The sequence below is a fragment of the Leifsonia sp. McL0618 genome (assembly GCF_049994905.1).
Taxonomy (GTDB): domain Bacteria; phylum Actinomycetota; class Actinomycetes; order Actinomycetales; family Microbacteriaceae; genus Diaminobutyricibacter.
In genome coordinates, this window is record NZ_CP188258.1 from 918379 (window position 1) to 932532 (window position 14154).

13 protein-coding genes and 1 pseudogene are annotated in these 14154 nt (G+C 64.7%); 4 read left to right on the plus strand and 10 right to left on the minus strand.

Translation table 11 applies throughout. From position 1 onward, the window contains the following. Positions 1 to 43 precede the first annotated feature (43 nt). Together ACPPVQ_RS04385 and ACPPVQ_RS04390 are read left to right on the plus strand one after the other, a co-directional pair. A complete protein-coding gene (locus ACPPVQ_RS04385) occupies positions 44 to 484 on the plus strand; it encodes a MerR family transcriptional regulator (protein WP_426519013.1) in 441 nt (146 codons plus the stop codon). Next, positions 481 to 1461 carry an NAD-dependent epimerase/dehydratase family protein gene (locus tag ACPPVQ_RS04390; RefSeq protein WP_426519015.1) on the plus strand — a complete coding sequence of 327 codons (981 nt, stop codon included), beginning with the start codon at positions 481 to 483 and terminating at the stop codon, positions 1459 to 1461. The genes ACPPVQ_RS04385 and ACPPVQ_RS04390 overlap by 4 nt, the downstream gene beginning before the upstream one ends. Before the next feature lie 25 nt (positions 1462 to 1486). On the opposite strand, the gene ACPPVQ_RS04395 is transcribed toward ACPPVQ_RS04390, so the two are convergent. The 4 genes and pseudogenes from ACPPVQ_RS04395 to ACPPVQ_RS04410 form a co-directional block, all read right to left on the minus strand. Further along, the gene (locus ACPPVQ_RS04395; RefSeq protein WP_426519017.1) at positions 1487 to 2443 is read right to left on the minus strand and encodes a DUF389 domain-containing protein; all 957 of its coding nucleotides are present in this window, start codon (positions 2441 to 2443) and stop codon (positions 1487 to 1489) included. Between the two features lie 133 nt (positions 2444 to 2576). Next, positions 2577 to 3311 carry a YoaK family protein gene (locus tag ACPPVQ_RS04400; protein WP_426519019.1) on the minus strand — a complete coding sequence of 245 codons (735 nt, stop codon included), beginning with the start codon at positions 3309 to 3311 and terminating at the stop codon, positions 2577 to 2579. A 114-nt stretch (positions 3312 to 3425) separates the two neighbouring features. Beyond that, positions 3426 to 4259 (minus strand): annotated as a pseudogene (locus tag ACPPVQ_RS04405) (aldo/keto reductase). A gap of 112 nt (positions 4260 to 4371) precedes the next feature. Further along, complete coding sequence (locus ACPPVQ_RS04410; RefSeq protein ID WP_426519021.1) at positions 4372 to 4500, minus strand: hypothetical protein; 129 nt, start codon at positions 4498 to 4500, stop codon at positions 4372 to 4374. Positions 4501 to 4586: 86 nt separating this feature from the next. On the opposite strand from ACPPVQ_RS04410, the gene ACPPVQ_RS04415 reads away from it, so the two are divergent. Beyond that, entirely contained in the window at positions 4587 to 5276 is a 690-nt protein-coding gene (locus ACPPVQ_RS04415) for a response regulator transcription factor (protein ID WP_426519023.1), read from the plus strand. Between the two features lie 139 nt (positions 5277 to 5415). Here the strand turns inward: ACPPVQ_RS04415 and ACPPVQ_RS04420 are convergent, their stop codons facing one another. The 6 genes from ACPPVQ_RS04420 to ACPPVQ_RS04445 form a co-directional block, all read right to left on the minus strand. Beyond that, positions 5416 to 6039 carry a signal peptidase I gene (locus tag ACPPVQ_RS04420; RefSeq protein ID WP_426519025.1) on the minus strand — a complete coding sequence of 208 codons (624 nt, stop codon included), beginning with the start codon at positions 6037 to 6039 and terminating at the stop codon, positions 5416 to 5418. Continuing rightward, positions 6036 to 6731 (minus strand): hypothetical protein, encoded by a 696-nt coding sequence (locus ACPPVQ_RS04425; protein ID WP_426519027.1) that lies wholly within the window; start codon positions 6729 to 6731, stop codon positions 6036 to 6038. The genes ACPPVQ_RS04420 and ACPPVQ_RS04425 overlap by 4 nt, the downstream gene beginning before the upstream one ends. A gap of 10 nt (positions 6732 to 6741) precedes the next feature. Next, entirely contained in the window at positions 6742 to 7908 is a 1167-nt protein-coding gene (locus ACPPVQ_RS04430; protein WP_426519029.1) for an RICIN domain-containing protein, read from the minus strand. Then, positions 7905 to 8468, minus strand: coding sequence for a hypothetical protein (locus ACPPVQ_RS04435; RefSeq protein WP_426519031.1), 564 nt, complete (start codon positions 8466 to 8468; stop codon positions 7905 to 7907). Before ACPPVQ_RS04435 ends, ACPPVQ_RS04430 begins: the two co-directional genes overlap by 4 nt. 15 nt (positions 8469 to 8483) lie before the next feature. Further along, positions 8484 to 9035: an alternate-type signal peptide domain-containing protein gene (locus ACPPVQ_RS04440; protein WP_426519033.1), complete on the minus strand. Its 552-nt coding sequence runs from the start codon at positions 9033 to 9035 to the stop codon at positions 8484 to 8486. A 205-nt stretch (positions 9036 to 9240) separates the two neighbouring features. Beyond that, positions 9241 to 9426 (minus strand): hypothetical protein, encoded by a 186-nt coding sequence (locus tag ACPPVQ_RS04445; RefSeq protein ID WP_426519035.1) that lies wholly within the window; start codon positions 9424 to 9426, stop codon positions 9241 to 9243. A gap of 360 nt (positions 9427 to 9786) precedes the next feature. On the opposite strand from ACPPVQ_RS04445, the gene ACPPVQ_RS04450 reads away from it, so the two are divergent. After that, entirely contained in the window at positions 9787 to 14070 is a 4284-nt protein-coding gene (locus ACPPVQ_RS04450; protein ID WP_426519037.1) for a beta strand repeat-containing protein, read from the plus strand. Positions 14071 to 14154: the final 84 nt, after the last annotated feature.

The window sequence follows — 14154 nt, forward strand, 5'->3', positions numbered from 1 at the left end:
AACCTCTTGACTTCAAGCGCTTGAGGTATGTTCAGATGGGGTCATGACCACGTTGACCATCCAGGACGCGTCCCGGCAGAGCGGGCTCAGCGAGCCCACCCTCCGGTACTACGAAGAGGTCGCCCTGCTCGGGCCGATCGCTCGCGACGGGCGTAGCGGTCACAGGCGTTACAGCGAGACCGACCTCAACGAAGCCCAGGTGCTCGCTTGCTTGCGCGCGATGGGCGTCGGGATCGAGGACATGCGCGTCTACCTGGCCAATCGGCGGCAAGGGCACGCTGCGGCGGGTGAGCAGAGGGACATCCTGCTCCGCCACGCGCACCGGGTAGAGGAGCAGATCGCGACGCTCCACGTGCATCTTGACTATCTGCGGGTGAAGGCCGCGCTCTGGGATGCACGCGACCGCAACGACGTGTCCGCCGAAGCGGAGGCGAGCAGTGAGCTCGAATCCATCATTCCCCGACTTGAGGAGACCTTCCGATGACCGCAGACCCCACGATTCTCATCACTGGCGGGAGCGGGTATCTCGGCACCCGGCTCATCGCCGACGTGCTCGCCTCCGGCGTCGACGTGCGCACAACCGTCCGCTCGCTGGAGCGTGCCGAGGAAGTCCGCGCCGCCGTCCGTCGGGCCGGGGTGGACGACGCGGGATTGTCCGTCGTCGCCGCTTCCCTCACCGACGACGACGGATGGGACGCTGCGCTGTCCGGCATCGCCGACGTCTACCACGTCGCCTCGCCCATGATCCAGTCGACCGTCCCGGACGAGGTCGTCGTCCCCGCCCGGGACGGCGCGCTGCGCGTGCTGCAGGCCGCCCGCGATGCCGGCGCCCGCCGCGTCGTCCTCACCTCGTCGTTCGCGGCGGTGGGATACTCGCCGAAGCCGGTGCGTGAATACGACGAGTCGGACTGGACCGACCCGGCCACCCCCGGGCTGCCCGCGTACCCACTGTCGAAGGCGGTCGCGGAGCGGGCCGCGTGGGACTTCCTCGAGCGAGAAGGCGGCGAACTCGAACTCGTCGTCCTCAACCCGACGTGGATCGCGGGCCCCACACTGACGGCGTCCGCACGATCGTCGCTGCGGTTCTTCACCGGGTTGCTCGACGGCACGATGTCGGCTGTGCCCCGACAGCGGTTCGGGATCGCGGACGTGCGCGACGTCGCGTCGGCGCACATCGCCGCGATGCACAGCCCGTCCGCCGCCGGGAAGCGTTACCTGCTGCTCGCGGACGGTCCCACGATGACATTCCTCGATGTCGCGAACGTGTTGCGGGCCGAACTCGGCGAACTCGCCGCTCGCGTGACCACCCAGGAGATGCCGGGCGTGGAGCCAGTGCCGCTCATCATCCACAACGACCGCGCAAAGACGGAACTCGGCTTCCGGCCGAGGCCAGCTGTCGAGACGATCGTCGAGACCGCGGAGAGCCTGCGCGACCTCGGGTTGCTCGCTCGCGACGCCTGAGGTGAGCCGTGGCGTGCGGGGCGCGTCAGACCGTGCCGTCCTGCTGCTGCGCCATCGCCTGCGCGGTGCGCCGACGCTGGTTCACCCGCTGCACGAGGAGCGTCAGCACCCCGCCGAGCGTGATCGCGGCGAGGTTGATGACCAACTGGATGAGTGCACCGACGGCCTGCTCGGTGACCCCGTAAGCGAGGGCGACGGCTGCGTTCGCGGCGGCGGGAATCGTCGTCACTGAGATCAGCACGCCGATGAGTGCGCCCGACTTCGCGGTCGACAGCGACAGTAGCCCGGCAATGCCGGCAAGGAAACCGACCACCCAGCTGAGCGCGTTCGGTCTCCAGATGAAATCGGTCAGAGGCCGGGAGTGCAGCAGGTCGGCGGGAGACATCAGGTGGAGCGCGGTGAGGAGCCAGGTGAAAAGTGTGGTGACCACGATGGCGACGGCGAACCCGACCGCGAGTGCGAGGACCGACTGGGCGATCATCCGACGCCGCCACCGCACGAGGCCCACCGAGAGCGCAGCGAGCGGGCCGAAGTCTGGGCCGACGACCATCGCGCCGACGATGAGGATGGGCTCGTCGAAGACCACACCGATCGCTCCGATCATGGTGGCGACCGACATGAACGTCAGGAAGGTGGGGGAGAGGCTGGTCTCTTCATGCGTGCGCTGCTCGATCTCCTGCCATACCACGGCGTCGGCGGCATGCCCGGGGGTGGCGCGACTTGCGCGCTTCGCCGCATCCGAGATCTCGACGCCGATGTCGTCGACCGAGATCGATCCCTCGTGCTGCACCCCGAGTTCCTGAAGCTGGTCGAGAAGGATGCTCAACCCTTCGCGCGCGACATCGCAGAGCACCAGGTCGCCGGGAGGCCGGGTGGCGGCCTTCGGGATGCGAACGATGTTGGTCGTCGCAACACTGTCCTGGAGGGTGGCGAGCACCTGGTCGACGAGGTCGGCGGGGGCAATGATTCGCAGATGCTGCACGTGGCCAGTGTCGCCGCAAACGAGGCGCGCGTCTGGCGATCGGGGGCGTGTCGGTGAACGCGTCCCGGTCAGCGCAGCATGGCGGTGAGAGGTGCAGTGCTTGCCCCGACTGAGTCGGCCCGGTGCCCGGGCCTCACGAGGAAGCGATCCAGGGCCGGCTGGAGCGGGCCGCGACCACACCTCCCGTCACCACGAGCGCCAGAAGTATCGACGCCACGAGCAGGCTGTACGGAAGCAGCCCCGCTGCGAAGAGCAGGGCGCCGACGAGGGCGCCGAGGAACATGCAGACGATCGAGACGACACGTCGCCCGGCGTGGTTGCCCTCGCCGCCTGCTGCCCGGGTGTCCGCGCTGATCCCCGTGATCGTCATCGTGAGGACCGTCGTGGTCAGGTCGGGCACGCCGAGCTGGCGGGCCGTCGCGTTCTGAAGGCCCAGTGCGAACGCAAGGAGGACGATCAGGACGACCGTTGGCCCGGTGGAATACGGCGCACGACTGACGAGCGCCACGATGAACGCGGCGAGCACGATCGCCAATTGCACGACTCCCGCCGCGAGCACCATGCGCCCCCGGTGCGCGCTGAGACGGTGTCCGATTGAGCCGCCGAGGAAGGCGCCGAGCGAGAAGAGCAGGATCGCCAGCAGCGACGCCCACCACTGGAAGCCCGACGTTCCCGCAAGGGCGAAGCCGAGAAACACCACGTTGCCCGTCATGTTCGCGACGAACACATGGCCGAGCCCGAGGTACGAGAAGGCATCGACGAGGCCGCTGACCACGGTGCAGAGGAGCAGCATGGGGGGAAGCGGGCCGTGGCGAGAGTCCCTCTCCGGAACGACCGTACGCCATGCCTCAACGAGCTGCGTGTTCATGCCTCTACCCGCCTTTCCCTGAATCGACCTCCGCCGGTGCCGCAGCAGATCCGTATGGTCGATCATCCCGCGCGAGCCGGCGCGGTGGGAGGGAGTTCTGACGAAGGCGGGCGGCTAGTTGATGTCGGCCGGGTTGCCTCCGACGCGTCGATTTTCGTCGAGTGCGTCGATGGCGCTCATCTCTTCCGGGCTGAGCTCGAACCCGAACAGGTCGAAGTTCTGTGCCATGCGGTCGCGGGAATTGGATTTTGGGATGACGATGTTGCCTGTCTGGAGGTGCCAGCGCAGAACCACCTGAGCGGGCTGAACGCTGTGCGCCGCCGCAGCGCTCTGGATGGCGGGGAGGCCGAAGAGGTCGTATTTGCCCTGGCCAAGCGGTCCCCACGCTTCGATGTGGATGCCATGCTCCGCCTGGAAGCTCCGCAGTTCACGCTGCTGGAAGATCGGGTGCAGTTCAACCTGGTTGACGGCGGGAACAACGTCAGTTTCGTCGATCAGTCTCTAGAGGTGCGGGATGAGGAAGTTGCTGACTCCGATCGAGCGGGCGCGACCGTCTGCCGCGAAAGTTTCAAATGTTCGCCACGTGTCGACATAGAGATCGTTGGCCGGCATCGGCCAGTGGATCAGGTAGAGGTCGATGTAGTCCAGTCCGAGTGCGTCAAGGCTGCGGGAGAAGGCTCCCTCGACGTCGCGGGCCTTGTGGTGGTCGTTCCGGAGTTTTGTTGTGAGAAAGATCTCTTCACGCGGAATCCCGGACGCACGGAGTGCAGCACCCACTTCTGCCTCATTGTTGTAGCCGGTGGCCGTGTCGATGTGACGGTAGCCGACCTCGAGCGCGTCTTCGACCACCCGTTGGGTATCGGCCGGGTCGACCAGAAACACACCGAACCCGAGTTGTGGAATGCTTTTGCCGGAGTTGAGCACGATCTGGGGGACGGAATCAGTCATGTCTTCGAGCGTACGAGGCAAGCGTCGATCAGTCCAACAACTGGCATCGCACGGATTGAGAAGCCGCCCTTCTTTGGGGAGCTGTGGCCGACTCGACGTAGGCGGCAGTACGTCACGGTCCAGTCATCATCTGCTCGATGATCGCAGTGATATCGACGGTGAGTGTGGGAGGCAAGTCGATCGACGCCGGGTCCACGATGGTTTCGGTCACCGGCCCCCCGGGTGTTCGTGTTCGAGTCATGCTGACAGTCAATACAACATCGTGTTGCGGACCCGTAAGCGGTTTCCGATATGCCGACGATATGTGTCAGCTCATACGATCAGGGCATGCGAGTGTTGATTGTCGAAGACGAGCCGTATATGGCTGAGGCGATACGTACCGGGTTGCGCATGGAGGCGATCGCGGCAGACGTCGCAGGTGACGGCGACACTGCCCTGGAACTGTTGAGCGTCAATACGTACGACCTCGCGGTGCTGGATCGTGACGTTCCAGGGTTGTCCGGTGACGAGATCGCTGAGCGGATCATCGCATCGGGCAGTGGTATTCCCATTCTGATGCTGACTGCCGCGGACCGACTCGACGACAAGGCCTCTGGGTTCGAGATCGGCGCCGACGACTACCTCACCAAACCGTTCGAGCTCAGAGAGCTTGTTCTCAGGCTGAGAGCCCTCGACCGCCGCCGCGCTCACAGCCGACCCCCGGTTCGGGAAATCGCCGGGCTGCGTCTGGATCCGTTCCGCCGGGAGGTGTACCGGGATGGTCGCTATGTCGCGCTGACCAGGAAGCAGTTCGCCGTGCTCGAGGTGCTCGTCGCCGCCGAAGGTGGAGTGACCAGCGCGGAGGAGCTATTGGAACGAGCGTGGGATGAGAACGCCGACCCGTTTACCAACGCCGTGCGCATCACGGTTTCGGCGCTGCGCAAGCGGCTCGGCGAACCTTGGCTGATTACGACCGTTCCCGGAGTCGGCTACCGCATCGATGATGGGACTCACCCTGGCGATGCGTCCTCGGCGTGAGCCGAGGCGATGGGGGTTGGGTGGCCTTCGGGGCCCGAATTCCGAGGGCCACCCATGGCGTCGCGACGGCGCCATTGCCGGCCAACGCTTCGCTGGCCGTACCTCTGAGACAACGAGGCTGGCAATTTCTCACGCGCGATCACAATTTTCTTGTCGCATCGGCCGACGAGTTCCGGTTTCGTCTGATCCGCTCGCGTAGCCAGGAAACAATGAGGAATCCGGCCCAGAGCAAGAGGATTATGCCGACGATCGGGACAAGAGTTCCGAGCGCGCCTTGTGACCGCCAAGTAGCGAGTGCTCCGACCCAGGGCACGGCATACCAGACGACCCCGCGGATCTGTGGAGTACGCACGGGATTCGCGTCTGCCACGGCGTTGTTATCACCCTTCGTGGTGAATGAACGATCTCCGTTGGAGCTGATTGTCCGCTTGACGATACGGTGCGTGACGACAGTTGTGTCTCCCGATTTCGGCTGGAACGTGATCACGTCTCCGACCTTCGGGCCGTCAGGCGGCGCGGGCCTCACCACGATCAACGAGCCAGGGGGGAATGTCGGTTCCATGGAACGCGTGAGGATTGTGTACGTCTGCGATCCTGTCGCGACGGGGATGACGATCGTGGCTGCTGCGAGCAATACGACCAGGCAGAGCGCGCCGATCGTGAGCCCGAGGCTCACCGCCGCCACAATCCCACCGGTGATGCGACGTGGGCCCTCTCTGCGTGGCTGGGTCTCCAGCGACGTGGATTCAACGTTGGCACTCATTCGGCGTCTCTCTTTCGACGTTTGCGCGTGATGATGATTGCCAGCCCGGTTGAAAATATCGCGATAGCTGTCACGATCATCCAGTCCAGGTTTGTCCCGGTCGCAGCAAGCGGCGAATTGGGCGGCGGCAAAGGTAAGAGGGTCTCTCCTCCCGGCCGAGCGGACGCGCATGAGTTCGAATCGATCGGTGACTCGCTCAACTCGATCTGCAGCGCAAAGGCAAGTGACGCGTTTTGAGCCTGCAACCCGGTGAGATCGCCGAGCACCAGCTCTGTCGACACTTGCGCAGTTTGCCCGCCAGCCAAGGCCACTTCTCCGACAAGCTGTACGCAAGGCGACGCATCGTCGAGGGAGACGAAGCCTCCCGTTGCTCCAAGCACCGTGCTGCTTATCGAGGTGGCGCTTCTCATCAGCGGGTCCGAAGAGACGACATCCGCGAGAACAATGCGCAGATAGCCTGGCTCGGTTCCAGAATTGCGGACGAAGAAGGTATCGCGCGAAGAATCTCGTGGGACGAGCACAGTGCCATCGAACAGTCCGGAGAACTGCTTCGTGAAGGTGACGCCGTCGGGCGATACCTCGACGATATCGGCCGGTCCCGATCCCGGTCCGGATGCGGATGCCGACGTCGCAGGCAGCAGCAGGCAGCTCCAGAGGACGCCGCCGACGATTGCGGCGGCGAGCGGACTCATCCGGGCCGGCTTACGGGAACGGCAACGCAACGGGGTACCAATACGTCTGCTCGGAGGTCACGTTCGCACAGGGCGATATGGTGAGCGTGCCGGCGGTCGCGGGGGCGTTTATGCACAGACCCGAGGCTGCGTTGACAAGTTGAAGGAGGTCTCCGCCGGTGCTCGAGACGAGCTGGGGGATCCATAGCTGCCGGGGGTCGGCCGAGTTGGGTGCTACGACGACGACCCCGGCCCCAGCATTTACACCAGTTGCCGCGAGGTAGCCGTTCGCGGGAGATGTCATTCGGGCTCGCAGCTGCACAGAATTGCTTCCAGCGACCCGTTGCATGGAGATTGCCTGATTCCCCAGGGTCACGTCGGTGCCGATTGTGTGACAGGTGAAGGTATCCACCCTGGTTCCGACAGGGGCTCCGACACCCCCAAATATGTCGAAGCAGAGCTTGGTGGCCGGTCCATTCTGCGGTCTGACCTGCGCGTAGGTGTTGGGATTCGGTACCAGTGTGAAGGGATAGATCACGCTCGTGACGATCGCGGGTGGGGTGCTGGAACCTGCAGCCGTGAACGAGCCAAGCGTGATGTCCGCTCGAAACGTAGGCGTGAAGCTTGACGTTCCAGAGGGTGCTCCTAGCAGCGAAGCGACATTCTGACGGTTTTGGTCGCCGGAAGCCGAGGCCGAGGAACCGATCGGATATCCGCGCACGCAGAAGTAGGCGACCTGCTGGCGCGCCATCGCCACCGGCGCGCTGGTAACGCCAGCGGCCCACGCACCGGATACTGCGTTCGCCGCAGGGTCCGCGGACGCAGTGCAAGCCGCAGTCGTGCCTACCTGCCAAACCGCGGCGTTTAGCGCGGCGCCGAGACCCGACACCGGTGTCGTGGATGGCAACACCGTCAACGTCACACTCGACGTTCCGGTGAAGTCCGTGGAGGTTTGTGTGTTCGTGACGGTCACCAGATGTGTTGTCTGATAATTCTCGTTGGAGATCGTTGAGTTGAGGACTGTTGTCTCACTCGTAACGGAAATCACGCCAGCCGACACAGAACCGGTCGCCGTCAACGGCGTCGTCCAGATTGCGGCCGCGGGGGAAGCGACAAGCAGACCCCCTCCGATCGTGATGGCAAGGGCGATGAGCAGTCCGCGAAAGCGGTGACGGGACCGGGTGTTGGACCGGTTCATGATTGCACCGAGGACGCTGTCAAGAGGATCGTGAAGCCGCCGATCTCGGCTCCCTGCTGAGTATTGGGTGGATCGACGAGGGTAACCCGTAAGCAGAACGAGGCATTCGTGTTCGGCGCAATGCCGCCACCAATCGCCACAGGGGTGCTGGACAAGGTCGTCCCGCCGGGGAGTGGTGTTGCGCACTCCCCGGGCGAGAGACCGAATCCGAGCATCGAGTTCGCCGCAGCCGCACTGTCAAGGCTCGCCGCGATGACAAGGTTCACGTTTCCGGTGTTGCGCACCGTGAACGTCGCCCCGCGACTCTCCGACGGCAGCATTCCGTCCATTCCGCCCAGGGCGACTGTCGTATCGGTCACAGGTTGAGTAGTTCCCGGTGCGATCGCTGCATTGAGCATGCCGGCGTGGATGGTGTAGTCCGTTATTCCGGCCGATCGGTTCCACAATGCGAGGCTTCCCGGCACGATGGAGAGCACCGCGATCACCAGCCCTGCGATGGCGATCACCGTGCTGCGCATCCGACGGGAAACGCGCCGCACCTGTCGGCTGCGACTGGTCATGGCGAACGCGCCCGCTCAGGGAGCGAGTTGGCTGAGCTGGACCGCCACGCCTGACAGGTCAACCGATTGGTTCTGCGCGACGGTACCTGTCACCGAGTCAGCCGGAAAGTCGACGGTTACCGTGACAGGAAAGGTCAAAGTAGTCGCTACCGTCGGAGTATTGGAGACGACGGTGTAGACGTTGGGCGTCCCGGTCGGCGTCACGGTACCACCGCCTGTGACCGCGCCGACTCCAAGCTGGATGCTCAAGGCATTCAGTAGATCGTCTCCACCGACCCCGACAATCGAACTGCCGTCAAGGGTGAGCTCTGTCGAGAGGTGGTCGCCGGCGAGTTCAACCGTGACGTTCGTTGTGTATGTGGCGCTGTCTCCCGGTACCCAGAGAGCAATACCAGGGGACCATGTACCCGCGTCTGCGGCGATCGTCATGACACCCGCGTCAACGCTTCCAGCGTTGACCTGCGCTGCGTCATTCCACAGAGCCAGACTTCCGGCACCACCGGCGATCAGTACGAGACCAGCAGCACCCGCTACTAAGCCAGTCAAAAGCTTATTCATGGCACGCATCTTCCTTAGTAGATTTCGGGCCACTGCCGGACAGCATAGGGCTCCCGTCGCAGAGAGAGCAATAGGCTTCTTTGGCTGACACAACCCCGCGTCGGCAGCGGACGGAACGGGTCGCCTCGGTCTCGCTGAGGGGCCCGTAGTAGTTGCTCGGTGCGAACGAATCGGCAGAAGCGCGGTCGGCCTGGGTGTGGTTCTTTCGTCAGGGTTACACGCTGGCGAGGTCGCCAGGGGGGAGTCTGTCGTCGTACGTGAAGGCGAGCCAGTCGGCGTATTCATGGTCTTGGCCGATCCCGCAATTGCAGGTTACGGCGATGAGGCCGGCGTTTTTGGTGAGTCGGTAACGCTCGAGATGTTCGATGCCGAGCAGAATCATCGGGTTGCTGATGTCCATAGTTGGCGCGCCTTCCTGTTCCGGTCTTACCGGAAGAGACAGCGACAGGTTGCAGCCGATAACGCGGTGCGCGCCCCCCAGTCAGGGGGGGCAAAGGATGGAAGCGAAACCGGTACGTGATCGCGACGCGTGTCCGTGCGGCCGCCCCACCCCCGCTCGCGAGCAATCGCAGCGCGTTGGATGACCAGGCGCGCGAGTTGGTCAGCAAGGAATTTGCGCAGTGCGCGATATGGGACCGACTCGGTTGTGTCTATGGCACCAAGGAACTCTCGGCAGCCCGAAAGGACGAGCGCATCGTCACGGATGAGCTCGCGTCGATGCGACCGTTTGTCGGATCGGGCCCACAAAGGTGAGGTGCTTGTGCTTATTTCTGCCCCGGCGATGAAGGCAGGGCGCGCAACGATCGCGTTCGGCACGGCGCTAGCTCTGATCGTGGCGATGTTCGCCATGGTCCTTTCGAGTGCGTCGCCGGCGCAAGCCGCTGGGCTTTTGTGCAACGGGACAACTATCTACGGGTTGGTTCCGGACAATCCTGCCGTCTTCAATACGGTCACGAGTCTCGTGAGTATCGATGGTGGCTCCGTCGGCAACGCCCAGTTGAGCGCGACCCTCCAGTCGCGGAGCCCGGTCGACAACGTGTTCCAGAACGCGCTCGCCATTTCGGTCGACGGCTCCACAGCCTTCGCCGCGGCGGACCAAGGGACCACCGTCCGCCGCCTCGATTCCGCCACTGACACGTGGTCATCATTTCCCGGACGCCCTCAGGGCGCCCCAGGTGACGTCGTCGTCGGCGGCGCAATCGACCCGACCACCGGGATCTACTACTTCGGCGATCTGGGAGGGACCCTCAGCAACCCCGGTGTCGGACAGGTGTTCGGCTTCGACACGACGACGAATCAGATGATCAGTTCCGCTCCGCTGCTCACCTTTCCCGCGATCGCCGGCGAAACGAACGGCGACATCGCCTTCGACGGTGCCGGAAACCTCTATATCGTCACTTCCGGTGCGACAACCGGCGAACTGCTGACGACTGCAGCCCCAATTCCGCGGACCGCAGCGCAGGCGAGGCAGGTAGCCACGACGTTGCTGAGCACTTTCCCGCTGCCCGCCGGAGCCACCGCCTCCGTCAACGGAATCGCCTTCGACGCGACCGGAGCTCTGTATCTCAGCCTGTCCGGTGCAGCCACCGGCGGTGTGTTCTCGATCGATCCGGGAACGGGGACCCCTCAATCCACGCTGACGCCGCTGTCGACCACTCTGGCCGGTCCCAGCGGCACCGGCCTCGTCGACCTCGCCAGCTGTTCGTTCCCGCCGAGCTTGAGCGTGCAGAAGAACGTCGTCTCGCGTGTCAACCCGACCGATCAGTTCACGTTGCAGGCGACGGGACCCTCGATCAGCCTGCCCGTGACAGCGACGACCACCGGCACCGCGACGGGACTCCAGCAGACCAGCGACGGGCAGACGCTTCAGGCAGGCCCTGCACTCGCCCGGTTCAACGACACGTATACAGCGACGGAGACCGCAGCGGGCACGACGGACTTGTCGCACTACGTGACGACGTACTCCTGCGTAGATGTCGTCAACGCCACCAATCCGCAGTTCCCGATCTCTGGGACAGGCACGACCGCCTCGTTCACCCTTGCACCTGCTAGTGAGTCCCCGTCGGTCGTGTGCACCTTCACGAACGAGGCGAGGACGCCGTCCCTGGCATTGACGAAGACAGCGAACCCCACCACGGTGACGGCAACCGGTGACACCGTCACATATACCTTCCAGGTCACGAACAGCGGAAACACGACCCTGACTGGGATCGGCGTTGACGAGACGGCGTTCTCTGGAACGGGAACCTTGCCTGCCCCGACGTGCGACACGACCACCCTCGACCCCGGTGAGAGCACCCAGTGCACGACCACCTACTCCGCGACGGCCGCAGACATCGCCGCGGGCACAATCACCAATACCGCCGTCGCGAGCGGGCAGGATACGGGTCTCGGGATGGTGACGAGTCCTTCTGCGTCGGCTGTTGTCACGGTCACTCCGGCGGTGCCGGCGTTGGCGTTGACGAAGACGGCGGACCCGGGCACGGTGACTGCGGCGGGTGACACGGTCACCTATACCTTCCATGTCACGAACACCGGCAACGTCACGGTCGACAACATTGCTGTTGCGGAGGGCAGTTTCTCGGGAACCGGGAGTGTGTCGGCGATTACCTGCACCGCCACCACTCTGGTGGCGGGTGCGTCCACGGACTGCACTGCCACCTATCAGGTCAGCCAGGCTGACATTGATGCCGGTCAGGTCATCAACGATGCGACCGCGACCGGTGACGACCCGGCCGGTGGCCTGGTTACCAGTCCGTTGGCGACCGCGACGGTCACCGCAACCGCCAGCCCGGCACTGTCGCTGACGAAGGCGGCCGATCCGACGACGGTGACGGGTGCGGGTCAGAGTGTGGTCTATACGTTCCAGGTCACCAACACCGGTAACACCACGGTGACCTCGGTTGTGGTGGCGGAGACCGGGTTCTCCGGGGCGGGCAGCCTGCCGGCCCCGAGTTGTGATGCGACCTCCCTGGCTCCGGGGGAGAGCACCCAGTGCACGACGACCTACACCACCACTGCTGCGGATATGAGTGCGGCCACGATCGATAACAGTGCCGTGGCTACCGGTTTGGATCCTGGGGCCGGGATGGTGACGAGTCCTTCTGCGTCGGCTGTTGTCACGGTCACTCCGGCGGTGCCGGCGTTGGCGTTGACGAAGACGGCGGACCCGGGCACGGTGACTGCGGCGGGTGACACGGTCACCTATACCTTCCATGTCACGAACACCGGCAACGTCACGGTCGACAACATTGCTGTTGCGGAGGGTGATTTCTCGGGAACCGGTAGCTTGTCGGCGATTACCTGCACCGCCACCACTCTGGTGGCGGGTGCGTCCACGGACTGCACTGCCACCTATCAGGTCAGCCAGGCTGACATTGATGCCGGTCAGGTCATCAACGATGCGACCGCGACCGGTGACGACCCGGCCGGTGGCCTGGTTACCAGTCCGTTGGCGACCGCGACGGTCACCGCAACCGCCAGCCCGGCACTGTCGCTGACGAAGGCGGCCGACCCGACGACGGTGACGGGTGCGGGTCAGAGTGTGGTCTATACGTTCCAGGTCACCAACACCGGTAACACCACGGTGACCTCGGTTGTGGTGGCGGAGACCGGGTTCTCCGGGGCGGGCAGCCTGCCGGCCCCGAGTTGTGATGCGACCTCCCTGGCTCCGGGGGAGAGCACCCAGTGCACGACGACCTACACCACCACTGCTGCGGATATGAGTGCGGCCACGATCGATAACAGTGCCGTGGCTACCGGTTTGGATCCTGGGGCCGGGATGGTGACGAGTCCTTCTGCGTCGGCTGTTGTCACGGTCACTCCGGCGGTGCCGGCGTTGGCGTTGACGAAGACGGCGGACCCGGGCACGGTGACTGCGGCGGGTGACACGGTCACCTATACCTTCCATGTCACGAACACCGGCAACGTCACGGTCGACAACATTGCTGTTGCGGAGGGCAGTTTCTCGGGAACCGGGAGTGTGTCGGCGATTACCTGCACCGCCACCACTCTGGTGGCGGGTGCGTCCACGGACTGCACTGCCACCTATCAGGTCAGCCAGGCTGACATTGATGCCGGTCAGGTCATCAACGATGCGACCGCGACCGGTGACGACCCGGCCGGTGGCCTGGTTACCAGTCCGTTGGCGACCGCGACGGTCACCGCAACCGCCAGCCCGGCACTGTCGCTGACGAAGGCGGCCGACCCGACCAGCGGCACGGCTCCCGGCGACACCGTCACCTACTCCTTCCACATCACCAACACCGGCAACGTCTCGATCACGAACATCACCGTGGCAGAGGGAACCTTCACGGGCACGGGCGGATCACCGGTCATCACCTGTCCCGCCGGCGCCACCTCGCTCGCTCCCGGGAACAGCGCCATCTGCACCGCCCCCTACGTCCTCACCCAGGCCGACGTCGACGCCGGACACGTGGACAACACCGCCACCGCCACCGGAACAGACACCGGCAACGGTCCCGTCACCAGCAACGAATCCGACGTCACCGTCTCAATCCCGCCGACGCCCGCGCTCACCCTGAAGAAGACCGCCAGCACGTCGACGATCGACGCCGCCGGGCAGACGATCACCTACAGCTTCAGGGTGACCAACACCGGCAATGTCACGCTCGCCGATGTGGCCGTGGTCGAGCAGAGCTTCTCGGGCACCGGGACTCCGCTGACGCTGACCTGCCCGGCGGACACAACTCTGATTGCGGGACAGTCGCTGACGTGCACGGCCGATTACCAGACCACGGAAGCCGATTTCGCCGCGGGCAGCATCACCAACACCGCTGACGCGACAGGAGCCGACCCCAGCGGCTCGAGCGTCACCTCCCCAGAGTCCAGCGCGGTCGTGGAGTCGGCGGCGTCCCCGACGCCTCCCGTCGCTTCCGCGCCACCCGCAGCCGAAGCGTTGGCCAAGACGGGGGAGACGTTCCCCGGCTGGCTCATACCCCTTGCCGGGTTCCTCGTTCTCGCTGGAGCCGGGCTGACCGTCATCGTGGCCACCCGCAACCGGCCCAAGAAGCAGGGCAAGTAGCCCACCGAGCACACGCGCATGGACTTATCAGGTTCAGCGGCGAGTGGTTCGCGCATACCCCGATCGTAGGAGCTCACGCATATC